24 protein-coding genes and 1 pseudogene are annotated in these 24,881 nt (G+C 70.9%); 10 read left to right on the top strand and 15 right to left on the bottom strand.

Annotation, left to right across the window (positions count from 1 at the left end; genetic code table 11):
- Positions 1 to 164: 164 nt before the first annotated feature.
- Positions 165 to 653, bottom strand: coding sequence for a transcription elongation factor GreA (gene greA / locus DEI92_RS12260; RefSeq protein ID WP_111010902.1), 489 nt, complete (start codon positions 651 to 653; stop codon positions 165 to 167).
- Between the two features lie 71 nt (positions 654 to 724).
- Entirely contained in the window at positions 725 to 1,174 is a 450-nt protein-coding gene (locus tag DEI92_RS12255) for a DUF4307 domain-containing protein (protein WP_111010901.1), read from the bottom strand.
- A gap of 96 nt (positions 1,175 to 1,270) precedes the next feature.
- Between DEI92_RS12255 and mca the strand changes: the two genes are divergently transcribed.
- Together mca and DEI92_RS16900 are read left to right on the top strand one after the other, a co-directional pair.
- Positions 1,271 to 2,155 (top strand): mycothiol conjugate amidase Mca, encoded by an 885-nt coding sequence (gene mca / locus DEI92_RS12250; protein ID WP_181434886.1) that lies wholly within the window; start codon positions 1,271 to 1,273, stop codon positions 2,153 to 2,155.
- Positions 2,152 to 2,532, top strand: coding sequence for a hypothetical protein (locus DEI92_RS16900; RefSeq protein WP_258368676.1), 381 nt, complete (start codon positions 2,152 to 2,154; stop codon positions 2,530 to 2,532). Before mca ends, DEI92_RS16900 begins: the two co-directional genes overlap by 4 nt.
- Positions 2,533 to 2,552: 20 nt before the next feature.
- Here the strand turns inward: DEI92_RS16900 and DEI92_RS12240 are convergent, their stop codons facing one another.
- Entirely contained in the window at positions 2,553 to 3,278 is a 726-nt protein-coding gene (locus tag DEI92_RS12240) for a hemolysin III family protein (protein ID WP_111013680.1), read from the bottom strand.
- A 79-nt stretch (positions 3,279 to 3,357) separates the two neighbouring features.
- Here DEI92_RS12240 and DEI92_RS12235 point away from each other — a divergent pair, with 79 nt between their 5' ends.
- The 3 genes from DEI92_RS12235 (at position 3,358) to DEI92_RS12225 (ending at position 7,192) form a co-directional block, all read left to right on the top strand.
- The gene (locus DEI92_RS12235; protein WP_111013679.1) at positions 3,358 to 4,137 is read left to right on the top strand and encodes an isoprenyl transferase; all 780 of its coding nucleotides are present in this window, start codon (positions 3,358 to 3,360) and stop codon (positions 4,135 to 4,137) included.
- A gap of 211 nt (positions 4,138 to 4,348) precedes the next feature.
- Positions 4,349 to 5,458, top strand: a complete 1,110-nt coding sequence (locus DEI92_RS12230) for an aminotransferase class V-fold PLP-dependent enzyme (RefSeq protein ID WP_111010898.1) — start codon at positions 4,349 to 4,351, stop codon at positions 5,456 to 5,458.
- A 348-nt stretch (positions 5,459 to 5,806) separates the two neighbouring features.
- On the top strand, positions 5,807 to 7,192 hold the full coding sequence (locus tag DEI92_RS12225) for a PhoH family protein (protein ID WP_258370188.1): 1,386 nt from the start codon (positions 5,807 to 5,809) through the stop codon (positions 7,190 to 7,192).
- 253 nt (positions 7,193 to 7,445) lie between these two features.
- On the opposite strand, the gene DEI92_RS12220 is transcribed toward DEI92_RS12225, so the two are convergent.
- The 5 genes and pseudogenes from DEI92_RS12220 to xseA form a co-directional block, all read right to left on the bottom strand.
- A complete protein-coding gene (locus DEI92_RS12220; RefSeq protein WP_111013677.1) occupies positions 7,446 to 8,882 on the bottom strand; it encodes an aspartate ammonia-lyase in 1,437 nt (478 codons plus the stop codon).
- 125 nt (positions 8,883 to 9,007) lie between these two features.
- Positions 9,008 to 9,667 carry a carbonic anhydrase gene (locus tag DEI92_RS12215; RefSeq protein ID WP_111013676.1) on the bottom strand — a complete coding sequence of 220 codons (660 nt, stop codon included), beginning with the start codon at positions 9,665 to 9,667 and terminating at the stop codon, positions 9,008 to 9,010.
- Positions 9,664 to 10,320, bottom strand: coding sequence for a DUF4245 domain-containing protein (locus DEI92_RS12210; RefSeq protein WP_111013675.1), 657 nt, complete (start codon positions 10,318 to 10,320; stop codon positions 9,664 to 9,666). Before DEI92_RS12210 ends, DEI92_RS12215 begins: the two co-directional genes overlap by 4 nt.
- Positions 10,317 to 10,565 carry an exodeoxyribonuclease VII small subunit gene (locus tag DEI92_RS12205; RefSeq protein ID WP_111013674.1) on the bottom strand — a complete coding sequence of 83 codons (249 nt, stop codon included), beginning with the start codon at positions 10,563 to 10,565 and terminating at the stop codon, positions 10,317 to 10,319. Before DEI92_RS12205 ends, DEI92_RS12210 begins: the two co-directional genes overlap by 4 nt.
- 245 nt (positions 10,566 to 10,810) lie before the next feature.
- A pseudogene (gene xseA, locus DEI92_RS12200) lies at positions 10,811 to 11,951 on the bottom strand (exodeoxyribonuclease VII large subunit); the annotation flags it as partial.
- Positions 11,952 to 12,119: 168 nt separating this feature from the next.
- On the opposite strand from xseA, the gene DEI92_RS12195 reads away from it, so the two are divergent.
- Positions 12,120 to 13,187 (top strand): 4-hydroxy-3-methylbut-2-enyl diphosphate reductase, encoded by a 1,068-nt coding sequence (locus DEI92_RS12195; protein WP_111010893.1) that lies wholly within the window; start codon positions 12,120 to 12,122, stop codon positions 13,185 to 13,187.
- On the top strand, positions 13,184 to 13,915 hold the full coding sequence (locus DEI92_RS16705; protein WP_111048184.1) for a DUF6264 family protein: 732 nt from the start codon (positions 13,184 to 13,186) through the stop codon (positions 13,913 to 13,915). The genes DEI92_RS12195 and DEI92_RS16705 overlap by 4 nt, the downstream gene beginning before the upstream one ends.
- A gap of 80 nt (positions 13,916 to 13,995) precedes the next feature.
- Here the strand turns inward: DEI92_RS16705 and DEI92_RS12185 are convergent, their stop codons facing one another.
- Positions 13,996 to 15,261: a M18 family aminopeptidase gene (locus DEI92_RS12185; protein ID WP_111013671.1), complete on the bottom strand. Its 1,266-nt coding sequence runs from the start codon at positions 15,259 to 15,261 to the stop codon at positions 13,996 to 13,998.
- A 2-nt stretch (positions 15,262 to 15,263) separates the two neighbouring features.
- Complete coding sequence (gene fbaA, locus DEI92_RS12180; RefSeq protein WP_111010890.1) at positions 15,264 to 16,292, bottom strand: class II fructose-bisphosphate aldolase; 1,029 nt, start codon at positions 16,290 to 16,292, stop codon at positions 15,264 to 15,266.
- A 177-nt stretch (positions 16,293 to 16,469) separates the two neighbouring features.
- Here fbaA and glpX point away from each other — a divergent pair, with 177 nt between their 5' ends.
- A complete protein-coding gene (glpX, locus tag DEI92_RS12175; protein ID WP_111010889.1) occupies positions 16,470 to 17,456 on the top strand; it encodes a class II fructose-bisphosphatase in 987 nt (328 codons plus the stop codon).
- A 115-nt stretch (positions 17,457 to 17,571) separates the two neighbouring features.
- Here the strand turns inward: glpX and DEI92_RS12170 are convergent, their stop codons facing one another.
- Positions 17,572 to 18,867: a DNA recombination protein RmuC gene (locus tag DEI92_RS12170; protein WP_111013696.1), complete on the bottom strand. Its 1,296-nt coding sequence runs from the start codon at positions 18,865 to 18,867 to the stop codon at positions 17,572 to 17,574.
- Between the two features lie 73 nt (positions 18,868 to 18,940).
- Positions 18,941 to 19,555: an exonuclease domain-containing protein gene (locus DEI92_RS12165; protein ID WP_111013670.1), complete on the bottom strand. Its 615-nt coding sequence runs from the start codon at positions 19,553 to 19,555 to the stop codon at positions 18,941 to 18,943.
- A gap of 179 nt (positions 19,556 to 19,734) precedes the next feature.
- Here DEI92_RS12165 and ychF point away from each other — a divergent pair, with 179 nt between their 5' ends.
- Positions 19,735 to 20,808: a redox-regulated ATPase YchF gene (ychF, locus tag DEI92_RS12160; protein ID WP_111010887.1), complete on the top strand. Its 1,074-nt coding sequence runs from the start codon at positions 19,735 to 19,737 to the stop codon at positions 20,806 to 20,808.
- 46 nt (positions 20,809 to 20,854) lie between these two features.
- On the opposite strand, the gene DEI92_RS16340 is transcribed toward ychF, so the two are convergent.
- The 3 genes from DEI92_RS16340 to DEI92_RS12150 form a co-directional block, all read right to left on the bottom strand.
- A complete protein-coding gene (locus DEI92_RS16340; protein WP_146249153.1) occupies positions 20,855 to 21,493 on the bottom strand; it encodes a hypothetical protein in 639 nt (212 codons plus the stop codon).
- Between the two features lie 1,005 nt (positions 21,494 to 22,498).
- A complete protein-coding gene (locus DEI92_RS12155; RefSeq protein WP_111013669.1) occupies positions 22,499 to 22,705 on the bottom strand; it encodes a hypothetical protein in 207 nt (68 codons plus the stop codon).
- A gap of 449 nt (positions 22,706 to 23,154) precedes the next feature.
- On the bottom strand, positions 23,155 to 23,754 hold the full coding sequence (locus DEI92_RS12150) for a TetR family transcriptional regulator (protein WP_111013668.1): 600 nt from the start codon (positions 23,752 to 23,754) through the stop codon (positions 23,155 to 23,157).
- Between the two features lie 101 nt (positions 23,755 to 23,855).
- On the opposite strand from DEI92_RS12150, the gene DEI92_RS12145 reads away from it, so the two are divergent.
- Positions 23,856 to 24,803 (top strand): aldo/keto reductase, encoded by a 948-nt coding sequence (locus DEI92_RS12145; protein ID WP_111013667.1) that lies wholly within the window; start codon positions 23,856 to 23,858, stop codon positions 24,801 to 24,803.
- Positions 24,804 to 24,881 lie beyond the last annotated feature (78 nt).

The following is a 24,881-nucleotide window of genomic DNA, read 5'->3' as shown; positions in this document are numbered from 1 at the left end:
CGCCCCTCCCGCCCGCCTGCCCCCATCCCGCGAGATCGCACTCGTTGCCGCTCTGGAGGCACCAGAGCGGCGACGAGTGCGATCTCGCGGGAGGAGATGCGGGGACGTCGAACGCCCCCGTCGGCGGAGCGACAGGGGCGTTCGATGTGGATCGGGGGAGCCGCCTACGGCTCGTACCGCTCGACCTTCTGCACCGTGACGGCGATCTCCCTGCCGTTCGGCGCGGTGTAGCTCGTCGCGTCGCCCGCACGCAGCCCCATGATCGAGGCGCCGACCGGGCTCGACGGGCTGTAGACCGTGAGGTCGGCGCCGTCGGCGACGATCTCACGGTTGCCGACGAGGAACGTCGAGTCGTCACCCGCGATCGTGGCCGTGACGACCGTGCCGGGCTCGACCGTGCCGTCGAAGTCGGCCTCGCCGACCGTGGCGTGCTTGAGGAGCTCGGTGAGCTGACGGATGCGGGCCTCGATCTTGCCCTGCTCGTCCTTCGCGGCGTGGTAGCCGCCGTTCTCCTTGAGGTCGCCCTCCTCGCGCGCGGCCTCGATGCGCTGCGCGATCTCGGTGCGAGCGGGGCCGCGCAGCTGCTCGAGCTCCGCCTGGAGACGGTCGTGCGCCTCCTGGGTCAGCCAGGTGACCTGGGTGTCGTTGCTCATGGGTGTTCCCTTCGGCCGAAAAAAAGGAGACCGGCCGGAGGGGCCGGTCTCGCTTGGCGAATCAGAGCAGACTAAGGGATCCAGCAGGTGTTGATCAAGCCGGTGACACCGCGGGAACTCGTCTTGACGACCGTGTCGATCGAGGTCGTGCGCTGGGTGCTCGCCGGCAGGTCGACGACCTTCCACCCGACGATGGTGAACGACTTGTCGAGCACCTGCACGGCGCAGTCGACGCGGTTGCCGGGGTCGACGGACACCTGGGAGTGCACGAGCGTCGCACGGTCCGACTGCACGTGGTACCCGACGTCCTCGGAGTCGAGGCCGTGGTCGGTCTGGCCGGGACCGGCCCAGATGACCCAGACCGTGAACACGACCACGATGACGATCGCCGCGGCGACCGCGACGAGGACGGACCGTCGGCGTCGCCCCGGGGTGCGACCGTAGCGGTCGTCGAGGGCGGCTGCAGCCGATCCCTGTGCGGATCCGAGGCCTGGCGTGGGGGTGTGCGAAGCGGACAGCATGGACTCCTGGAACGATTATCCTCGTCCCAGGGTAGTTCACCCGGCCCCTCGCGGGGTTCGCCCGCCCGGCCAGCGCCGGCAGCATCGAGGAGTGTCGTGCCCCTGCGTCTCATCGCGGTCCATGCCCATCCTGACGACGAGTCGAGCAAGGGAGCCGCGACGTACGCCAAGTACGTGGCGGAGGGCGCTCAGGTCCTCGTCGTCTCGTGCACGGGTGGTGAGGCGGGCGACATCCTCAACGAGCAGCTCCCGGAACCCGCGCGCAGCCGGGCGCACCGCGACATGGCCGGACACCGACGGACGGAGATGGCGGCGGCCCAGGCGGCCCTCGGGATCGACCACGTCTGGCTCGGCTACCACGACTCGGGACTCCCCGACGCCGAGAAGGGCGAGACGGTGCGGCCGGGGACCTTCGCGACCGTCCCGATCACGACGAGCGCGGCGGTCCTCGTCCGGATCGTGCGGCGCTTCCGTCCGCACGTCATGATCGCGTACGACGAGAACGGCGGCTACCCGCACCCGGACCACATCCGGTCACACGAGATCGCGATGGAGGCCTGGCGCACGTCCGGCGACCCGACCGCCTACCCCGAGGCGGGCGCCCCGTGGACCATCGACAAGCTCTACTACGAGCGCACGTTCAACCCGGATCGGTTCCGCGCGATGTACGCGGCGATGGCCGAACGCGACCCGGACGCGCCGGAGCTCGCCGAGATGGCGACGTTCCTCGAGCGGTTCGAGGGGCGCGAGGACCTCTCGACCTCCCATGTCCACGTGGCCGAGCACCTGGCCGCGCGTGACGCCGCGCTGCGGGCCCACGCCAGCCAGGTGCCCACCGACAGCCGCTTCTTCTTCTGGCCCCCGGACGTCGTCGCCGCCATCTGGCCGACCGAGGACTTCCAGCTCGTCGAGTCCCGTGTGCCGACCACGCTGCCGGAGACCGACCTGTTCGCGGGGATCGACGAGGAGTCCGCCCGATGAGCGCCACCGTCCTGACCGGGGCCCTCGTGCTCGCGGCCGCCACGTCACCGACCACGCCCGCCTCCACGGTCCCCGACGTCGACGTCACGCCCGGCGTGTGGGGGTTCGTCGTCATCGCGATCGTCGCGGTCGCGACGATCGCGCTCGTCGTCGACATGACCCGGCGCATCCGCCGGACCCGGTACCGGTCGGAGATCCGGGAACGGCTCGAGGCCGAGGCCCGCGGCGAGCTCCCGGGCGAGGACGCCGACGGCGTCGGGGACCTCGACGGCCGCGGCGGTCAGGACGACCGCCGGGGCCCGGGAGGCCGCGGAGACGTCCGCGGGACCGGTGACGGCGGACGCGCGGACGTCGGGGACGACACCGAGCGCGGCTGAGGCCTCCGGCCGGATCGCGGTCAGCGCACCGGATGGAGCGCGACGACGAGCACGCCCGTCCACTGCGCGACGAACGCCACGACGGTCAAGGCGTGGAACACCTCGTGGAACCCGAAGACGCGCGGCGCGGGGTCGGGCCGCTTGAACCCGTACACGGCCGCACCGAGCACGTACGCGAGCCCGCCCGTCAGGACGAGGACCATCATCGCCGTGTCGGCGGCGAACAGCTGCGGCAGGTAGAACAGCGCGGAGCACCCGAGCAGGACGTACAGCGGCACGTAGAGCCAGCGCGGGGCTCCGACCCAGAACACCCGGAACGCCATCCCGAGGGCCGCGCCGCTCCACATCACGACGAGCAGCACGGTCGCGTCGCGGTCGCCGAGCGCACAGACCGCGACGGGCGTGTACGTGCCGGCGATGAGCAAGAAGATGTTCGTGTGGTCGATCCGCTTGAGGACGCCCTTGACGCGTGGGCTCCACCGGAACCGGTGGTAGGTCGCCGAGACACCGAACAGCACGAGGGACGCCGCCGTGAACACGGCGCTCGCGGCCTTCGCCGCCGGGGTCGCAGCCAGGCAGACGAGCACGATGCCGAGCGCGGCCGCGACGGGGAACGCCCCGAGGTGGATCCACCCACGCCAGGCGGGTGGCGGGACCGGCGCCGACGCGACCGACGCGTCCCGGGCCTCCTCGGCTTCCTCGACGAACGGCACGTGCGGGAGCGCGTCCGGGCTGGGATCGGTCATGGTCCAACGGTAGGCGACCCGGCTGTCGTGCGTGCGTCGGCCGGATCCCGGGTGCAGGTCCGTGCACTAGCGTTGTCGCGTGAGCGCCAGGGCGGGATGGACAGGGCGAGGCCTGGTCTACCGCGCCTACCAGCGCCGCATCCGCGCGCAGATCGCCGCCACCCCACGTCACGTCGCGATGATCGTCGACGGCAACCGCCGATGGGCAAAGCAGCTCGGGCTCGAGACGGCCGCGCACGGCCACCGGGCCGGAGCCGCGAAGATCCCGGAGTTCCTCGGTTGGTGCGACGACCTCGGCGTCCAGGTCGTCACGCTGTACCTGCTGTCCGCCGACAACCTGACGGGGCGGCACTCGGACGAGCTCCGGCAACTCACCGGGATCATCGCCGAACTCGCCGCGAACCTGGCGGCCCATCCCACGTGGCGGGTGCAGCACGTCGGGTCGAACGAGGGACTGCCGCCGGAACTCGTCCGCGCGCTCGAGGGCGCCGAGGCCGAGACCGCCGAGCACTCGGGGCTGCACGTCAACCTCGCCGTCGGGTACGGCGGCCGGCGCGAGATCGCGGACGCCATGCGCAGCATCGTCCGGGCGCACGGTGCGGGCGGCGGGACGCTCGACGACCTCGCCGAGGTGCTGACGCCCGAGCTCATCGGCGACCACCTCTACACGCAGGGACAGCCCGACCCGGACCTCGTCATCAGGACGTCGGGCGAACAGCGTCTGTCCGACTTCATGCTCTGGCAGAGCGCACACAGCGAGTTCTACTTCGTCGAGGCGTTCTACCCGGACCTGCGCGAGGTCGACTTCCTCCGCGCGGTGCGGGACTTCGGGCGGCGGTCGCGCCGGTTCGGCGGCTGACGGCTGCGGGCCTCCCGACCGCGGTCCGGCCGGATCGCGTCGTCCCGGCCACGGTCCTCCCGGCCCTGCCGGACCGCCGGTGCGTGCGCTCTGCGGCTCCGGTGCAGCGGCACCAGCGCGTTCTCGGTACACTCACAGCGCTCGCGTCCATGAGGACGCATCGACCGGGGATGGGGACGGTCGGCGGACCAGAACCAGGAGACCACCGGACGTGACCACCATCGACGAGTACGCCGCCGGGTTCCAGGAGGAGCCGGGGTACCTCGACCACGCGGCGTTCGGCCCGGTCCAGACCGCGGTGCTCGAGGAGCAGCGCGTGCTCGGCACCATCCAGGAGCACGTCCGCTTCGGCGCCATGGAGGTGCTCGACGAGCAGGACGCGCGGGTGCGCACCGTCGCCGCGCGCCTCGTCCGCCGTCGCGACGACCAGGTCGTCTCGCAGACCGCGACGACGCCCGGACTCCTGCACACCGCGTTCGGCTTGACCGGCGGTGTCCTCGTCGCCGCGGACGAGTACCCGTCGTTGCCGCTCGCACTCGCGAGCGCCGCCGCCGCCACGGGGCGCGTGCAGCCGCTCGTCATCGAGTCCGGCGCGGGGTGGATGACGCCGGACCTCATCGCCTCGCGCCTCAGCGACGACGTCGCCGCGGTCGCGCTCAGCCTCGTCGACTGGCGGACGGGGTACCGAGCCGACCTCGCGGCGATCCGCGACGTGATCGGGGACCGCCTGCTCATCGTCGACGCGATCCAGGGCTTCGGCGCCGTCGACGAGCCGTACGAGGTCGCGGACGTCATCGCCACCGGCGGCCAGAAGTGGTTGCACGCCGGCTGGGGGACCGGGTTCGTGTCGTTCAGCGACCGCGCGCTCGAGCGGCTGCAGCCCGCGCTCTCCGGGCCCGCCGGCACCGTCGGCGAGCCCGGCGAGGTCCCGACCGTCGCGCCGGGCGCCGCCGCGTACCAGATGACGCGCATCGACCCGGTCGCGCAGGCGCGGCTCGCGGTCTCCCTCGAGTCCCTGTCCGGCGTCGGTGTCGCCGCGGTCGAGGCCGCCGTCGCCGAGCGGGCCGAGCGGGTGTTCGACCTGGCGGACGAGTTCGGCGTCGTCGTCGAGTCCTCGCGCGACCGCCGTGAGCGCGCTGGCATCGTCGTGCTCCGGCCCGCACCCGAGCGGTTGACCGCGCTCGCCGCGTCGCTCCACAACCACGGCGTGACCGCGACGACCCGCGCCGGGACGCTGCGTGTGTCGGTCTTCGTCTCGACGACCAACGAGACCCTGGCGATGCTGCGGGACGCGCTCGTGTCCTTCGCGACGATGGTCTGACCCGCTCCGGCGTCCGGCGTCCGGCGTCCGGCTTCCGGCCCGGCCCCGAACCTCCGCGATATCGCAGTAGGTGTCGTTCTCGCGCCGTCACAACGACAACGACTGCGATCTCGCGGAATGGCACGGGCCGGGCTGGGCCGGGCCGGGCCGGGCTGGGGCAGGAGTGACGAGCGTTCACGCCCTCGTAACCCGGAGCCGCCGCGTGTCCCCGGGAGCGTGTCGGTGGGCGGACGTAGATTCGCGACATCGGGCATCGTGCCCGGTCGAAGCGGCCACCGGCGGAGCTTCGAGACCGCGTCGTGGCCGTTCCGAGGACAAGGACCGGGTCGAACGCGGCCCGGGGATGGAGTGGTCGTGACCTCTCAGAACACCTCGCGTGGAACGTCCTCGACAGCGGGGGCCACACCCCGCTCGGGACGGGCCGCCGATGCGTCCGCCGGTACCGCCCAACGGACCTACGTGCTCGACACGTCCGTCCTGCTCAGCGATCCGCGCGCCCTGTTCCGGTTCGACGAGCACGCCGTCGTGCTGCCGGTCGTCGTGGTGAGCGAGCTCGAGTCGAAGCGGAACGACCCCGAGATCGGGTACTTCGCTCGGCAGGCCCTGCGGATCCTCGACGAGCTCCGCATCGAGCACGAGCGCCTCGACTTCCCCGTCGCGGTCGGCGAGGGCGGTTCGCTCCGCGTCGAGCTCAACCACTCCAACATGACCGTGCTGCCGTCGGGGCTGCAGCTCGGCGACAACGACTCCCGGATCCTCGCGGTCGCCATGAACCTGGCGAACGACGGCCTCGACGTCGTCGTCGTGTCGAAGGACCTCCCACTCCGCGTCAAGGCGGCGTCGATCGGCCTGCCGGCCGAGGAGTACCGCGCGGAACTCGCGGTCGACAGCGGCTACACGGGCGTCACGACGCTCGAGATCTCGGGCGACCAGATGGCGGGCCTCTACGAGCACGAGGAGGTCCGCTCCGCCAGCCTCGACGGCGTGCCGGTCAACACGGGCGTGGTGATCCACTCGGAGCGCGGGTCGGCACTCGGACGCGTGCACACGCCGGGCGCGGTGGCGCTCGTCCGCGGTGACCGCGAGGTCTTCGGCCTCCGAGGCCGGTCGGCGGAACAGCGCCTCGCGATCGACGCCCTGCTCGACCCCGAGATCGGGATCGTGTCCCTGGGCGGCAGCGCCGGCACCGGCAAGTCGGCGCTCGCGCTGTGCGCCGGTCTGGAGGCGGTGCTCGAGCGGCAGCAGCACAAGAAGGTCATGGTCTTCCGCCCCTTGTACGCGGTGGGTGGCCAGGAGCTCGGCTACCTGCCGGGCGACGCCGCCGAGAAGATGAACCCGTGGGCGCAGGCCGTGTTCGACACACTCGGTGCCCTCGTGTCGGACAACGTCCTCGAGGAGGTCCAGGAGCGCGGGATGCTCGAGGTCCTGCCCCTGACCCACATCCGCGGGCGTTCCCTGCACGACGCGTTCGTGATCGTCGACGAGGCCCAGTCCCTCGAGCGCAACGTGCTGCTCACGATGCTGTCCCGGATCGGGCAGAACTCGCGCGTGGTCCTGACCCACGACGTCGCGCAGCGCGACAACCTGCGCGTCGGTCGGCACGACGGCGTCGCCTCCGTCATCGAGCGGCTCAAGGGCCACCCGTTGTTCGCGCACGTCACGCTGACGCGGTCCGAACGGTCGGCCATCGCGGCGCTCGTCACCGAGATGCTCGACTCGCCCGAGCTGGCGTAGCGCCGCGCCGGCGGAGCGCCGAGCCGGCGGAGCGCCCGACTCCTCCTCCACACCGGCGCCGCCGACACGTCTCTCCACAGATCCGGGAGGGACGGGTCGGCGGCGTCGGTCGTCCCGCCATGCTGGATCCGTACACGCCGCGGGTCGGTTCCGGCTCTGGGGACGGCCTCCGCCGGCTCGCGGCGTGTGCAGCCCGGGCGGCCTCCGGTGGGGGAGTCGAGGTCGCCCGGGTCCTCGTCCGGTCCGAGCTGGGTCAGTTCGGGTGCGTCATGCTCAGCACGTCGAGCGCGCTGTCGAGCTGCTCCTCGGTGACCTCGCCCCGCTCGACGAACCCGAGGGCGACGACGGCCTCGCGCACGGTGATCGATTCGGCGACGGCGTACTTGGCGACCTTCGCGGCGGCTTCGTACCCGATCACCCGGTTCAGGGGTGTGACGATGGACGGGGACGACTCGGCGAACCCGCGGGCTCGGTCGAGGTCGGCCTCGAGCCCGACGATGGTCTTGTCGGCGAGCGCACGCGTGCTGTTCGTCAGGAGCCGGATGGACTCGAGCAGCGCGGTGCCCATGACCGGGATCGCCACGTTGAGCTCGAACGCGCCGGAGGCTCCGGCCCAGGCCACGGTGGCGTCGTTGCCGATGACGCGCGCGGCGACCATGAGCGTGGCCTCGGGGATCACCGGGTTGACCTTGCCGGGCATGATCGACGATCCGGGCTGCAGGTCCGGGATCCGGAGCTCCCCGAGCCCGGTGTTCGGACCCGACCCCATCCACCGCAGGTCGTTGTTGATCTTCGTCAGGCTCACGGCGAGCACCCGGAGCGCGCCCGATGCCTCGACGAGGCCGTCACGAGCGCCCTGCGCCTCGAAGTGGTCGGCCGCCTCGGTGATCGGCAGGCCGGTGTCGGACGCGAGCTGCTCGATGACGCGCTGCGGGAACCCGGCGGGGGTGTTGATCCCGGTGCCGACCGCGGTGCCGCCGAGGGGGACCTCGGCCACCCGCGGCAGGGTCGCCTGCACGCGCTCGATCCCGAGTCGGATCTGCCGGGCGTACCCGCCGAACTCCTGCCCGAGCGTCACCGGGGTGGCGTCCATGAGGTGCGTCCGGCCGCTCTTCACGGCCGTCGCCCAGAGCGCCGCCTTGTCCTCGAGCGCGGAGGCCAGGTGGTCGAGCGCGGGGACCAGGTCGTGGACGAGCGCCGCGGTCACCGCGATGTGCACCGAGGTCGGGAAGACGTCGTTCGAGGACTGCGACGCGTTGACGTGGTCGTTCGGGTGCACCGCGGTCTCCGAGGCGTCCGACGCGAGCGTCGCGAGGACCTCGTTCATGTTCATGTTCGACGACGTGCCGCTGCCGGTCTGGTAGACGTCCACGGGGAACTGGTCGTGGTGCTCCCCGCCGATGATCCGGTCGGCTGCCGCCACGATCGCCTCGGCGACGTCCGGCCCGACGACCCCGAGCTGCCCGTTGACGATCGCCGCCGCGCGCTTGATGCGGGCCAGGGCGACGATCTGCGCCGGCTCGAGGCCGCTGCCCGAGATCGGGAAGTTCTCGACCGCCCGCTGGGTCTGTGCGCGGTACAGGGCCGAGGCCGGTACACGGACCTCGCCCATCGTGTCGTGCTCGATGCGGTAGTCGCCGCTGTCCGCCGTGCTGCCGTCGGCGGATGGGGAGGTCGTGGTGTCGGTCACGTCGTCGTGGTCCTTCCTGTGGTGCCGGTCCCCGGCGGTCGGCCGGTCGGCTGCGGTGCCGAGTGCGGCGATTCGCGCCGGTCGACGGAGGCGTCGGGCGCGGGGCCCGGCCGTGGCGGGAGGACTCAGGCGTCCCCGACCACGGTGTCGATGTCGACCAGTCCCGTCGTGAGGTCGTAGGTCGCACTGACGACGGCCAATCTACCCTCGGCGATGGCGTCCGACACGGCACCGGAGCGCTCGATGACCGTCCGCATGGTGGCCTCGAGGTGGGCCGCACCCACGGCCTCCGGGTCGACGGCGAGGGCGGTGTCGGCGGCGGCGTCCGGCGCCGGGGCTCCCGCGGCGGCGCCGACCGTGGACCGCACCCGCTCGACGCTGGGGGCGATCGCGTCCACGAGGGTCTGGAGGTGCGGCGCCGGCACGGGTTCGCCCGAGCACGCCGCGTTGACCGCTCCGCAGCGGGTGTGCCGGAGCACGACCACCAGCGGCGTGCCGAGCGCGACCACCGCGAACTCGATCGACCCGAGCACGACGTCGTCCGCGATCTGCCCGGCGTTCCGGATGGCGAACACGTCGCCGATGCCGGCGTCGAACACGTGCTCGAACGGCACGCGGCTGTCCGAACAGCCGAGGACGGTCGCGAAGGGCGACTGGGACGCGGCCAGCTCGCTCCGGCGCTCGGGGTCGGTGCGACCGACGCGACGTTTGTCGGAGGCGAACCGAGCGTTGCCCTCGACGAGCAGGCGCAGGGCCTCGGCTGGGGTGCTGGCGGCGCGGCTCATCGGTTCTGGTCCTCCAGTTGGGTGGCGATGCGGTGTGCGACGGTGCGGAACGAGGCGTCGTCCGCCGTGCCGGCCAGGACGACCGTGCTCGCACCGAAGGTCGCGACGAGCGAGTAGGCCTCGTTCCCGGCGCCCTTGCCCTCGTCGCGCCGGTCGTACACGGCCCACTTCGTGCCGTCGATGGTGCGTGAGCCGGTGGCGGCGTGTTCGTCGAGCTGGTTGGCGACCCACGTCTGGTTCGCCCTGATGCCCTGGTGCACGCCGATGTACTGGTCGTCCGGGGTGATGAGTCCGACGGTCCAGACGTCGACCCCGTCGGCGGTGTCGTCCTGGAAGTCCGCGCGGTTCGCCGAGTACCCCGACGGCAGTCGTGGCGCGGCCAGGGTCACGTGCGGGACGTCGGCCTGCGCCGCGACCGACCGGTAGTCGACGTGGCTCGACGTGCTCGACGGGTGATCGGGCCGGGCGACGATCGCGACGAGTGCGAGCACGACGGCCAGCGACGCCGCGAGGGACAGCACGAGGTTGAGCGCCGTCTGGTGCTGCCGGCGGACGCGACGGGCGTCCTCCTTGCGGATCCGGGTCTCCTCGGCGGTCTCGGGGCGTCCGAGTTCGGCGACGACCGGCGCGCTCTGCGGGTGTTGGTCGCTCATCGGTCGTCCTCGGGCGACACGCCGTTGCGTGCCGCGTCGAGTCGTGCCCGGGCGCCGACGAGCCACTCCTCGCACCGAGCGGCCAGGGCCTCGCCCCGCTCCCACAGCGCGAGCGACCGTTCGAGTGTCGCGGAGCCCTGCTCGAGCTCGGACACGACGCGGACGAGTTCGTCGCGAGCGGCCTCGTAGCTCAGCGAGGCGACGTCCGACCCCTGGTCGGCTCCGGAAGCGGCTGGTGCTGGCACCGTCCGATCCTACCGAGCACCCGGTGACAGCACGGCGTCGTCGGCGTCGAGCTGGGGATCGTCCCGACCCGCCCCGTCGGACTCGGGCCCGTCGGACTCCGCCCCGTCGGATGCCACGGCGTCGGACGCCGCGGCGTCGCCCGGCGCCGGACGCGCGCCCTGCGGACCGGGTCCGTCGGCGGTGATGGTGCCGACCGCCGTGCCGTCGCCGAGCGTCACCCGTACCGAGGTCGGCGTCGCGACCTCGGCGGACGAGCGCACCACCGCGCCGTCGGCGGTCTGGACGATCGCGTAGCCGCGCCGGAGGGTGTCCCGCGGCGACAGCGCCCGCAGCCGACCGGTGAGGTGCCCGACCTCGTGGTGGGAGCGCTCGATCGTCCGCTCGAGGAGTTCACGGCTGCGGGACAGGTCGCGCGCGACCTCCTCGGCCCGGGTGTCGACGAGCCACGCGGTGGACGCGAGCGCGGGACGGGACCGGAGCGCGGCGATCCGGTCCGCCTCCACCGAGAGCGTGTGCGACAGGCGGAGTCCGATCCGGGCGCGGGCCTGGCGGACGTTCGCGAGCTCCTCGGCCACGTCGGGCACGACGCGCTTGGCGGCGTCGGTGGGGGTCGACGCACGGAGGTCCGCGACGTGGTCGAGCAGCGGGCGGTCGGCCTCGTGCCCGATGGCCGAGACGATCGGCGTCGTGCACGCGGCGGCGGCGCGGACCAGACCCTCGTCGCTGAAGCCGAGCAGGTTCTGGAAGTCACCGCCACCACGCGCGACGATGATGACGTCGACCTCCGGGTCGGCGTCGAGGGTCTGGATCGCCGCGGTCACCTCGGCCACGGTGCGGTCGCCCTGCACGGCGGCGTGCACGGTGCGGAACGCGACCTGCGGCCAGCGGAGCTGCGCGTTCCGGAGCACGTCCTTCTCGGCGTCGGAGTCCTTGCCCGTCACGAGTCCGATCCGTCGGGGCAGGAACGGCAGCGGGCGCTTCCGCGCGGCGTCGAACAGCCCCTCGGCGAGCAGGATGGCGCGGAGCCGCTCGAGGCGTTCGAGCAGGTCCCCGAGTCCGACGTGCTTCATCTCGACGACCTGCATCGTCAGGGAGCCGCCCTTGACCCAGTAGTTGGGCTTGATCGCGGCGACGACACGGTCGCCCTGCCCGAGGTCGGACGGGACCCGCGCACGGACGCTCGACCAGATCGAGAACGACACGGTGGCGTCGACCTCGCAGTCCTTGAGCTTGCCGTAGACGTTGCCGCCGGCCACGTTCCACTGCGTGATCTCGCCCTCGACCCACGCGGTGCCGAGCCGGTCGATCCAGTCCCGGAGCTTCGCGCCGAGCAGCGCGACCGGCCACGGGTTGTCCGCGGTCGGGGGGCCCTGGTCGATCGCCATGCACTGCTCCTGTCGTCGTGCGCCGACGTCGTGCCGTCGGTCGTGGGAGGGTCTCCATCATCCCCCGTGCCCCGGACGGTCCCGGTCGTCCGGGGCGTTCCTCCACACCGGTTCCGCCCAGGGCGGACGCCCAGGGGACGTGTCAGCGTCGGCACCTAGGATCGATGCGTGACGATCACCAACGGACGCACCGTGCAGCTCGCGCCGCCCCGCGTCCCGGCGGCACGCGGCCGACTCCGGGACGAACCGGTCGCCGGCACCAAGAAGGTCCTCCTCGCCGCCCCTCGCGGGTACTGCGCCGGGGTCGACCGAGCCGTCATCGCGGTCGAGAAGGCGCTCGAGCAGTACGGGCAGCCCGTGTACGTCCGCAAGCAGATCGTCCACAACGTCCACGTCGTGTCGACGCTCGAACAGGCGGGCGCCGTGTTCGTCGACGACGTCGCCGAGGTCCCGCACGGCGCGCACGTCGTCTTCAGCGCCCACGGGGTCTCGCCCGCGGTCGTGCAGGGGGCGGCCGACCGCGACCTCCACGCGATCGACGCGACCTGCCCGCTCGTCACGAAGGTCCACCGCGAGGCCCTGCGGTTCGCCAAGGCCGACCGCACGATCATCCTCATCGGTCACGCCGGACACGAAGAGGTCGAGGGCACGATGGGGCACGCCCCGGAGCGCACGATCCTCGTCAACGGCCCGGAGGACGTCGCCGCGCTCGAGGTCCCGGACCCGACGAACCTCGTCTGGCTCTCGCAGACCACGCTGAGCGTCGACGAGACGATGGAGACGGTCCGCCTGCTGCGCGAGAAGTTCCCGCTCATCGAGAACCCGCCGTCCGACGACATCTGCTATGCCACGCAGAACCGCCAGGTCGCGATCAAGAAGGTGGCGGCCGACGCCGACCTGGTGATCGTCGTCGGCTCCGCGAACTCGTCGAACAGCGTCCGCCTGGTCGAGGTCGCGCTCGAGCACGGTGCCAAGGCCGCGCACCGCGTCGACTACGCCGAGGAGATCCAACAGGAGTGGCTCGACGGCGTGCAGACCGTGGGCGTCACCTCCGGCGCCTCCGTCCCCGAGGTCCTGGTGCGCGAGGTGCTCGAACAGCTCGCGGACGCCGGCTTCGGCACGGTGGACGAGGTCGTCACCGCGCACGAGGACCTCATGTTCTCGCTGCCGAAGGAGCTCCGCACGGACGCGACGGGACAGCGCGACGCGCGCGCCCTGGGTGGCCGTACCCGGTGAGCGACGCGACCGACGGCCGGGAGGCCCCTCCCGCGTCCGGCGGTCGGCCCTCCGATCCCGTCGGCCGGGAGGCCCCTCCCGCGTCCGGCGATGGTCCCACTCCCGAACGCCGTCCGGATCCGGCCGACGCTGCCGGCCGCACCGTCGGTCGGCCCGCCCCGCAGTACGGCGAGTACGCGCCCGAGGGCTGGGTCAATCCGGTCGAGGTCGAGCGCGCACGCGGTGAACGCGAGGCGGCGGAACGCCGCCGGGCTGAGGCCGACGACCAACGAAGGCCGGTTCCGGTGGGCCGGGTCGGGCCTCCCGGCCGTGCACCGGGGCGATCCCGTTCCGCGGTGCCGACGTCCGGCCGGTTCGGCGCGTCCGCCGGAGACCTGCTTCTGACGGTGCTGCTGCTGGCGTTCGGGTTCACGACCGTCGTGCAGCAGCTCTTCGGCATCAGTCACACCGCCGCGACCATCGCCGACCAGATCGCCGCGCGCTACACCGAACTCGCCCACCCGGAGGCGCTCGTGCCCGCGAGCGCGCTGTGCGCCGTCGTGGACCTCGTGTTGTTGATCGGCACGGTGTGGTGGTCGGTGGCGCGCCTCCGCCGTCGCCGGGTCACGTTCTGGGTGCCGCTCGTCGGTGGTGCGGTCGCCGGGGCGTTCTCGGTCGTCGTCTACGTCGTCGTGCTCGCGCACGACCCCGCGTACGTCACCTGGATGGTCACGCACAGCGGGCTCTGACCGAGCGCCACGGAGCGGCGGCCGAGCGTCACCGATCCGGTGGCCGCACCGCGCCGATCAGCGGCCGGACCGCGCCGGCCTCAGTCGACCAGGAACGCGCCCACCGCCGCGTGGAGGGCCGCGAGGTCGTCCACGTGCACGAGCTCCCGCGCCGAGTGCATGGACAGCAGCCCGACGCCGATGTCCACGGTGGGGATCCCGAGCCGGGTCGCGGCGAGCGGACCGATGGTCGAGCCGCCGGGGATGCCGTTGTGGTTGACGAAGGGCTGGTACGCGACGCCGGCCGCGGCGCATGCGGCGGCGAACACGGCCTCGCCCCGGGCGTCGGTCATGTACCGCTGGTTCGCGCTGATCTTGAGCAACGGACCCGCGCCCGGTCGGGGCCGGTTCGCCGGGTCGTGCTTCTCGCCGTGGTTCGGGTGCACCAGGTGTCCGGCGTCGCTCGAGAGCAGCCACGACGCGCGGAACGCCCGCGCCGCCTCGCCGACCGTCGCGCCGAGTCCGGCCTGGACACGGCGCAGGACGTCCTCGAGGAAGGGTCCGGACGCACCCGACGGGGTTGCGGAGCCCACTTCCTCGTGGTCGAACGCCGCGAACACGGGGACGTGGTCGGCGTCCCCCGGCGCCGCGATGACCCCACTGAGCCCGGCGTGCACGCTCGTCAGGTTGTCCATGCGCCCGGACGCCAGGAACGCGCCGTCGATGCCGATGCGGGCCGGGGCCTGCGTGTCGGCGAGGAACAGGTCCCAGGCCACGACGTCGCCGGGGATCCGGGCGCGGAGCCACTCGACGACGTCCGGCCCGCCGAGGGTGCCGCCGTCGGTACCGACCACGGGCAGCACGTGTCGCTGTCGGTCGATCGCCGTGCCCTCGTTCACCCCGCGGTCCAGGTGGATGGCCAGGTTGGGGATGCGCGCGACGGCCTCGGTCGCCACGAGGGTCGTGCTGCCGTCGGCGAGGACCGCGCGTCCGGCGATGCGGAGGTCGCGGTCGAACCAGGTCGAGAGGATCGGTCCGCCGTACACCTCGACGTCGAGTTGCTCCCACCCCGCGTTCCGGACCACCGGGTTCGGCTTGACGCGGAACCCGGGGGAGTCCGTGTGGGCGCCGACGATCCGGAACGGGGTGGTGGGCGTCGCGCTCGCCGGCAGTCGCCATGCGATGACGGCGCCGTCGCGCACGACGACGTACGCGCCGGCGTCGGTCGGCCAGTCGTCGAGCTCGTCGAGCTGTGTGAACCCGGCCGCCACGAGCCGGCGGGCCGCAGCGTCGGCGGCGTGGAGGGCCGTGGGCGCGTCGACGACGAACGACGCGAAGTCGGGGACGAGGGCGTCGGGGTCGGTCACGCTCAGCTCTGGGACTGTCCGGCCGACCCGAGCACCTTCGCCGCCTGGACGACGCGGGCGGCCATGGCGGTCTCGGCCTTCTTGCCCCAGGCCCGCGGGTCGTACTGCTTCTTGTTCCCGACCTCGCCGTCGACCTTGAGCACGCCGGTGTAGTTCGTGAACATCGAGTCGGCGATGTCGCGCGTGAACGCGTACTGCGTGTCGGTGTCGATGTTCATCTTGATGACGCCGTTCGACACGGCCTCGTGGATCTCGTCGTCGGACGACCCGGAGCCGCCGTGGAACACGAGGTCGAGCGGGTTCTGACCGGTGCCGTGGTGCTCGGCGATGCCGCGCTGGATCTCGCCGAGGAGCTCCGGACGGAGCTTGACGTTGCCCGGCTTGTAGACGCCGTGCACGTTGCCGAACGTCAGCGCGGCGATCCACCGGCCCTCGTCGCCCATGCCGAGCGCCTCGACGGCCTTCTCGACATCGCCGAGCGTCGTGTACAGGGCCTCGTTCGTGCCCTCGTGCTTGACGCCGTCCTCCTCGCCGCCGACGACGCCGATCTCGACCTCGAGGATCGCGTTGATGTTGCGGGTCTTCTGGATCATCGTCTTCGCGATCTCGAGGTTCTCGTCGAGGGGGATCGCCGAACCGTCCCACATGTGGGACTGGAAGATCGGGTCGCGGCCCTGCCGGATCTCGTCCTCGCTCGCCTGGATGAGCGGCAGGACGAACGAGTCGAGCGCGTCCTTGGGGCAGTGGTCGGTGTGGAGCGCCACCGTGATCGGGTAGTTCTTGGCGACCTCGTGCGCGAACGCCGCCATGGCCAGCGCGCCGGCGGCCCGGTTCTTGACCGTGTGGCCGGCGAAGTAGTCGGCACCGCCCGTCGTCACCTGGATGATGCCGTCCGACCCCGCCTCGGTCAGGCCCTGCAGGACGGCGTTGATCGTCTGCGACGACGAGACGTTCACGGCCGGGTACGCGAACTTGCCGGCCTTCGCGCGGTCGATCATCTCGGCGTACTGCTCGGGGGTTGCGATGGGCATCTCGGCTCTCCTTCGACGTGTCGATCCGTCCACGATCGTAGCCAGGGGCCGGGAGGCCGGTCACAGGTGGTCGAGGGCGGCCTCCCGCCCGGCGCGCCTCCGGCTCCGGACGACAGCTGTCGCTCAGCTCTGGGACGCCCGAACGTCCACTGGGAAGCGGCTCGGTACGCTGGACGGGTGAATGCGACTGACACCGGTGCCCTGTTCCTCCAGCCCGACCGCAACCTGGCGCTCGAGCTCGTGCGTGCGACCGAGGCGGCGGCGATCCGCGCGCAGCCGTGGGTGGGGCGGGGTGAGAAGAACCTCGCCGACGGTGCCGCGGTCGACGCGATGCGCAAGTTCCTCGGCACGGTCAACTTCGACGGCGTCGTCGTGATCGGTGAGGGCGAGAAGGACCAGGCGCCCATGCTGTTCAACGGCGAGCACGTCGGCAACGGGCACGGACCCGCGTGTGACATCGCGGTGGACCCGATCGACGGCACCTCGCTCACCGCGGCCGGGCGGCAGAACGCGATCTCGGTGATGGCGGTGTCGGATCGCGGGTCGATGTACGACCCGTCGGCGGTGTTCTACATGAACAAGATCGCGGCCGGCCCCGAGGGGCGCGGGGTCCTCGACCTGCACAAGCCCGTCGGCGAGAACATCCGTGCGCTGGCGAAGGCGAAGCACAAGGACATCGAGGACATGCAGATCGCCGTCCTGGACCGTCCCCGGCACGAAGAGCTCATCCGGCAGATCCGCGCGGCGGGTGCCGGCACGCGGCTGTTGCTCGACGGTGACGTCGCCGGCGGGATCTCTGCGGCGATGCCCGGATCGAAGATCGACATGTGCGTCGGTGTCGGCGGGACGCCCGAGGGCATCATCACCGCCTGCGCGATCAAGGCGCTCGGCGGCGTGATCCTTGGGCAGCTGCAGCCCAAGGACGACGACGAGCGGCAGAAGGCCATGGACGCCGGGCACGACCTCGACCGCGTGCTCGACCAGGACGACCTGGTCACGGGCGACAACACGTTCTTCGTGGCCACGGGTGTCACCGACGGCGTGCTCGTCGACGGCGTCCGTCGCTCCCGCGGTGTCATCCACACCGACTCGATCGTGCTCCGTTCGCACTCCGGCACGGTCCGCCGGATCCAGGCCGACCACCGCGTCGAGAAGTGGTTCTGACCCCCACCCCCTCGCGGGATCGCACCTGTTGCCGTTCTGACCACCGTCGGAACGGCAACAACTGCGATCTCACCGAGCTCAGCGACCCGTCGCCGTCGCCGGTGGCCGGTCGCTGTCAGTCGTCGTCGACCGCGGCGACGAGTTCCGGCGCGGTGAGCAGGCGGGGCTCGTCCTCGACGGGGGTGGGTTCGGCGATCACCTTGGCCTCGTCGAGCAGCGACAGGCGACGGGCCGACGGCAGCACCTGCCGCTCGAGCGAACCGACGAAGCGGTTGTAGTCGACCACGGTCCCGCGGATCGTCCGACCGAGCTTGTCCACGTGCCCGGCCATCGTCGCGAGCCGCCCGTACAGCTCGCGGGACACGCGGAACAGCTCGCGGGCCTCCAGGGTGACGACGTCCTGCTGCCAGCTGAACGCGACGGTCTTGAGGACCGACCACAGCGTCACCGGCGAGGCGAGTGCGATCCGCTTCCGGAACGCGTGATCGAGCAGCCCCGGATCCGCGGCCAGTGCACTCGACACCAGTGACTCGGACGGGATGAACGCGATCGTCAGCTCCGGTGAGGCGTCGTACCCGGACCAGTACTCACGCGCGGCCAGGGCGTCGACGTGGGCGCGGACGGCGCGCACGTGCTGGTCGAGCAGTGCCTGGCGTCGGGCGGCGGCCTCGCCCGTGGCGGTCTCGGGGATGCTCGTGGCCTCAAGGTAGGCGCTGAACGGCACCTTGGCGTCGACGGCGATCGTCTTGCCGCCCGGCAGGTGCACGACCATGTCCGGACGGGCTGCCCCCGCGGTCGTGGTGACGCTCGACTGGACGTCGAAGTCGACCCGTTCCAACAGCCCCGCGGCCTCGACCACGTTCCGCAGCTGGGTCTCGCCCCACACGCCGCGGGTGCTGTTCGACGACAACGCGCTCGCGAGGGTCTCGGCGGTGGCGCGCAGTCGCTCCTCCGACTCGACCGCGGCACGGAGCTGTGCCGACAGCGCGCCGTACTGCTCCCCACGGCTGCGCTCGAGCGCCGTCACCGTCCGCTGCATCTGCTCGAGCGTGGCCGCGACCGGCCCGAGCGCCGTGAGGACGCGGGACTCCTGCTCGGTCCGCGTCGTGTCGGCACCGTGCATGCGGGAGACGATGTGCTCGAGCTCGGCGGCCCGGCGCTCGAGCGACTCGACCTGCCGGCGGTACTGGGCGTCCTGCATGGCCAGGCGGTCGGCGTGCTCCTGTGCCCGCTCGGCGTCGTGCGCGGCAGCGTCGGCGACGGCACGGTCCAGCTGCGCGCGGAGACCGTCGGCCGTCGCCCGGGCGGTCGCGAGATCGGCGCCGGTGCGACCACGCACCACCGACCACGCCACGAGGGCGCCGAGCGCGGCCCCGACGAGCAGTCCGACGACGAGCAGGAGAGCGTCCATGTCCCCGAGCGTGGCAGCGACCCCCGACACCGGCCGCGGGCCCATGCTGCGGGCGGGTGACCCGAGCGGGAACTCAGTCGGCGAACGCCATCGCGCGGTCGCCGCGGGGCTCGGACGTGCGCGCGTGGACCGTCCCGAGCTTGGCGTTCGTGGCCGTCGACAGCCCCTCGAGCGAGTCGACGCCGTGCTGCGCGGCAGCGTGCACGATGATCGCGGCGCAGGCCTCGGCGTCGGCGAGGGCGTCGTGGTGGCGGAAGCCGTCGAACCCGGCCGCGCCCGCGGCCATCGGGAGCCGGTAGGACTCGAGCTGGTAGGTGCGTCGAGCGACCTGCAGGCTGCAGAGGTGCCGGTGGGCCACGACGTCGATCCCCGTGGCCGCGCACCCGCCCGCGATGACGCCCATGTCGAACCGGGCGTTGTGGGCCGTCAGGACGTCCTCGCCGGCGAAGGCACACAGCTCGACGTACTGTTCGGCCCAGCCGAGGGCGTCGATGACGTCCTCGGCGACGATGCCGTGGATCCGCGTGTTCCACTCGAGGAACGCGTCGTGCCCGACCGGCGGCCGGATGTACCAGGAGGCCCGTTCCACGACCACGCCGTCGCGCACCTTGACGAGTCCGACCGAACACGCCGAGGCGCTCGATCCGTTGGCCGTCTCGAAGTCGATCGCGGTGAAGTCCAGGGGCACGTCGCCATGCTCGCACGACGCTCCGACATCCCCTCGTGTCACACGCCGCGTCCGTCGCCCGCCGCCGGATCGGGAGGTGCGGGGCGGGCCCGCACCGTCCCTCCCGGCCGCCGCCGGACCGGAAGTGCGGGGCGGGCCCGCGCCGCTCCTCCCTGCCGCCGCCGTTAGGCTTGTCCGTCGTGGCACTCACCATCGCGATCGTCGGACTCCCGAACGTCGGCAAGTCGACCCTGTTCAACGCCCTGACGAAGAACCAGGTCCTGGCGGCGAACTACCCGTTCGCGACCATCGAGCCGAACGTCGGCGTCGTCAGCCTGCCGGACCCGCGCCTGCAGCAGCTCGCGGACCTCTTCCACTCGGAGAAGGTCCTGCCGGCTCCCGTGTCGTTCGTCGACATCGCGGGCATCGTCAAGGGCGCGAGCGAGGGCGAGGGTCTCGGCAACAAGTTCCTCGCGAACATCCGCGAGGCCGACGCGATCGCGCAGGTCGTCCGCGGCTTCGCGGACGACGACGTCGTGCACGTGTCCGGCCAGGTCTCGCCGCGCGACGACCTCGAGGTCATCAACACCGAGCTCATCCTCGCCGACATCGAGACCATCGACCGCGCCCTGCCGCGGTACGAGAAGACGGTGAAGCTCAAGCAGGCGGAGCCCGCGGTCCTCGAGACCGCTCGGGAGGCCCGTGCCGCGCTCGAGCAGGGCACGCTCCTGTCCGCCACGTCCATCGACCTGGCCCCGATCAAGGAGCTCGGGCTCCTGTCGGCCAAGCCGTTCATCTTCGTGTTCAACGTCGACGAGGCCGTGCTCACCGACGACGCCCGCAAGGCGGAGCTCGCCGCGCTCGTCGCCCCCGCGCAGGCCGTGTTCCTCGACGCCAAGATCGAGTCCGAGCTCATCGACCTCGAGCCGGACGAGGCGCAGGAGCTCCTCGAGGCCACCGGGCAGCCGGAGTCCGGGCTCGATCAGCTCGCCCGCATCGGGTTCGACACCCTCGGACTGCAGACGTTCCTGACCGCCGGTCCCAAGGAGTCCCGCGCGTGGACGATCGGCAAGGGCTGGAAGGCGCCGCAGGCCGCGGGCGTCATCCACACCGACTTCGAGAAGGGCTTCATCAAGGCCGAGGTGATCTCGTTCGACGACCTCATCGCCGCGGGGTCGATCGCCGAGGCACGGTCTCGTGGGGTCGCCCGGATCGAGGGCAAGGACTACGTCATGCAGGACGGCGACGTGGTCGAGTTCCGCTTCAACAACTAGCGACAGCAAGTAGATGCCGGAAGAGGAAGGTCTTCGGGATCGCGCTTCAACCCCTCACCTGGAGCGGGACGACTGGTGCACAGGTGCGTCCTGACTCGTAAATCTGAATGTCCTGGACCTCGATCGGGCAGCGGCTCTCGAACGTCCACCAGGCGTCTTGTGTTATCCCGTGCGGTCGGGAGACGCTGTCGAAATGCCCCCAACTATTCGAAGAAATGTCGACGTGCTCGCATGTCGTTATAACTCGAATACCCCATTCTGCGGCATAGCGGCGAAGTTCAAGGATACCGACGTTCTTAGCATCTGCATCGAGCTGGACCCAGTTGGCCTGGTATAGAAAGCTGGCGTATAGTCGCTCCACTGTGTCGTGGAAGGGTCGGTCACCGTTATGGCGGCCAGCGACCGCCCAGATCTCGTTTGACAGCGCCGATCCGTAGCCATGTTCTGATACCTTGAAAAATTTTCTCCCGGCTATCTCTTCACAGAACCGCCGAACGGACTCTTCGTCGCTGATCGGTCGCTCAGCAGCTACCTGCATTATCCCGTAGGTGCCACTGCCCCGAAGTGAGCCAAGGAGTCGCTCTCCGCGCCTGAACCAAGCGGGCCGCTGGAGAATCTCAACGATCGCGAACGCTTTGACGAGAAGTGGGTCTGCGCTCGCTGCACTGGCCGTACTGAAGAGCATGTCAAAAGTGTCGATGGAAGCATCTCGGACAGCACGGTCAACCCAGTATTCGAGTGAGTTTGGGTTACGATCCGGGGCATCGGTTCCCACCATTCGCAACACGAAACCCGCTGCCGTCGCTACCAAGAGTGCCGTCCAAAATCCATCCACCAGCGATTCGCGGCTTGGAACATATTCCTTTGCGAACGGTGCAACCAGGGAGCTCCCGACTCCCGCCGCAGAGGCCACGGAACTAGCCACGAGGTGATAACTACCATAGTTGATTGCGGCCTCTGGTCGTCCGGAATGAAACTTCTCGCGAACGCTCGCCCGTTACTGCTCAGTATGTGGATGGTGACCATCACAGTTACTGCAAGCCAGCCTGATCCCTTCAGTCGATGTGCGATGGTCCATATCAAGATCCCTGCCATAAATACAGGCCCAGCGCGAAAGCTGACTAAGCGCCACAACCGTTGGGTAACCTTCAATCCGAAAGTATCTGCAAGGTTGCGGTAGGTGCCGGGCCACTGGAACTCAAAACCGTAATAAACGACGGCGAGCAAAACCGCGCCGAGAAGGCCGCACATCAGGTCGACAATGAGTTGCACCGCTGCTCCAGGGAAGAATGATAGTGAAGGATCCATCGTCATCGTACTGGCGATTTGGAGTCCGCCGATCGACGGGAGGCTTCGTGCTAGCCGGGGTGACTCACGGATTACAGACTGCCTCGGTCGTGGTAAAGGTGTTTGGGTACGGACCGCAGTGGAGTTCCGCTTCAACAACTAGTCATGCGCCGTGACACGAGCCCCACGCCGTTCTACCCGTGCGTGTGCTGGGTCGCTGGCGGCCGATCGAACCGCTGACCGACGCGTTCGAGACTGAGCCGGAGGGGACACGGCCTCGCGACCCCGACGTCGTGTCCTGGTGGCGTCCGTCGTACTCGTGGCGGAGGCGTGACGGCGCTCCGGCCCGATGACTGCGGTGAGACCTGACGGACCGCTCGCCCAGCCAACGCCCCGAGGGGGGCTACTCGACGGGTTTGTGCTCGGAGGCGGGGATGGGCTGCGGTGCGAGCGAGCCGCTCTTGTTGTAGTCCCATTCGCCGGTCGCCTCGAACCACCGAACGGTCTTGTAGTGACTGCTCAGGGCGTTCAGCACGGCGGCTCGAATGACGACGTACATCAGCCACAAACCGACGGCGGCCCCCAGGAGCCAGGTGGACAAGAGCAGCATGACGGTTCCACTTCTGACGTTGTGCAGATCAGTGTAAGTGGCGATCACCGCTCCGCTCCGCTCAGCCCTCGTCCGGGAGGATGGATCATCTGCCTCGGTTTTGCAACCCCGAGGTCACCGCGACGGTTCGCTCTCGGTCCCCCCGACGGCCGCGGCGGCCGCATCACCCTGCCGGCGGTCCCACGACCTCGCGGACTCGTCGACGTCGCGGTCCCTGCGCCGCGGCTCGGGGTGGGGCGGACATTCCCGACAGGCTGGCGCACAACGGTCCTGGAGGCACAGCACGGTCCTCCTGGATCGGCTCGACGACCGCGACCGCCGCGACTGTCACGCGGGGCGGGCCTTCGCGCACGGGTAGCGAGGCCGATCAGCCGGCTCGTCTGATCACGGACCTGGCAGCTCCCCGACGTCGACCGGCGGATCGGATGAGCACAGATCCGTGAGCGGCGTCAGGAGCTGGCGTCGAGCGTGTCGAAGGTCCGGCGAAGCAGATCGACGGGGAGGACACCGGGGGTGTCCTCCACGGCCCAGATGCTGATCGCCACGTCGAAGCAGCTGAGCGCGGCGTGCACGAGCGTCCGGGCGCGGAGGTCAGCGTCGTCGCGGGCGATGCGTTCAGCTGTGAGCGGCACGAGTACCTCGGCCCAGGACAGGTGCTTCTCGAGGTTGCGGGCACGGAGCGACGGCGTGCGCAGCATCACGCGGACCGATTGACGGCCGGCGTCGGAGTCCGCGCCGCCGCGTTCGAGCATCACGACGAACGCTTCGCGGAGCGCGTCCCAAACAGGTTCGCCCGCTGGTCGGGCGCGGAGCGCGTCGGCGAGGTCGTCTCGGTGGCGAGCCGGATCGCCGATCACCGCGTCCTCCTTCGCGGGGAAGTAGCGGTGGAAGCTCCGGGCGGAGATGCCGACCTCGGCCGCGATCTGCTCGACGGTCACGCTGTCGAACCCCTCCGCGTCGAATCGAGCGACGGCCACCGCGGCGATCCGAGAACGCACGGCGTCGCGGGTGATGTCCCGCAACCCCGTCCGGCTCGTCGTCTCGCTCACGGGGTCATCCTACTGCCGTGGCACTGTGAGCCCAGAGTGTCAGAGTCTGACACGAAGGGCGTAGACTGACACCACTTGCTCTCCACACGGAAGGAACCAACATGCAGCAGCGCATCCTCGGCGACCAAGGTCTGGTCGTCAGTGCTGTCGGTTACGGCGCGATGGGCACGGCGTTCGCCTACGGGCCGAGCGACGACACCGAATCGACCGCCGCCATCCGGCACGCGCATGAACTCGGGGTCACGCACTTCGACACCGCAGAGTTGTACGGGTGGGGCGTCGGCGAACGCCTGCTCGGAACCGCCCTCGCTCCGATCCGCGACGAGGTCACCATCGCGACGAAGTTCGGCTTCGCCCGTGGTGCCTACACGCCGGACTCGCGCCCGGAGCACATCCGCGAGGTGGTCGAGGCGAGCCTCCGGAACCTCGGCACCGACTCGATCGACCTCCTGTACCAGCACGTCCATGACCCCGCGGTGCCCGTGGAGGACGTCGTCGGCGTGATGCAGGAGTTCGTCCAGGCTGGGAAGGTCCGCTACCTGGGGCTGTCGAACACCGATGCCGAGCAGCTCCGCCGGGCGAACGCCGTCCACCCGATCTCGGCGTTCCAGACCGAGTACTCCGTGTTCGCCCGAGAGTCCGAGGAGCTCTTCCCCGTCGTCGATGAGCTCGGCATCGGTGTGGTCGCGTACTCGCCGCTGGCGCGCGGCTTCCTGAGTGCAGCCGTCCGCCCTCGCTCCGACTACCCGTATGACGACATCCGACACATGCTCGACTGGTGGGCACCGGAGCACTTCGACGCGAACGTCGCCGTCGCCCAGGGGCTGTCGGCAATCGCGGACGACAAGGGCATCTCGCTCTCGCAGCTGTCACTCGCGTGGATCCTCGCGAAGCGCGACGACCTCGTCCCGATCCCGGGGTCGCGCAATGCGAACCGGGTCGCGGAGAACGTGGCCGCGGCGGACGTCGTCCTCACGCCTGATGACATCGCCCGCATCGACGCGTTCGCCGAGCGCGTGCAGGGATCGCGCGCGGCCGCGACTGCCTGAGACGCTCCCCGATGACACGGGGTGCGTGACGCGCTCTTCGGGCGCCGAACCGAGGAGAGAACCGCTCTGGCCTGGTCG

Origin of the sequence: Curtobacterium sp. MCBD17_034 (assembly GCF_003234515.1) — a bacterium.
Lineage (GTDB): Bacteria > Actinomycetota > Actinomycetes > Actinomycetales > Microbacteriaceae > Curtobacterium.
This window is presented reverse-complemented; position numbering and strand designations above follow the sequence as displayed.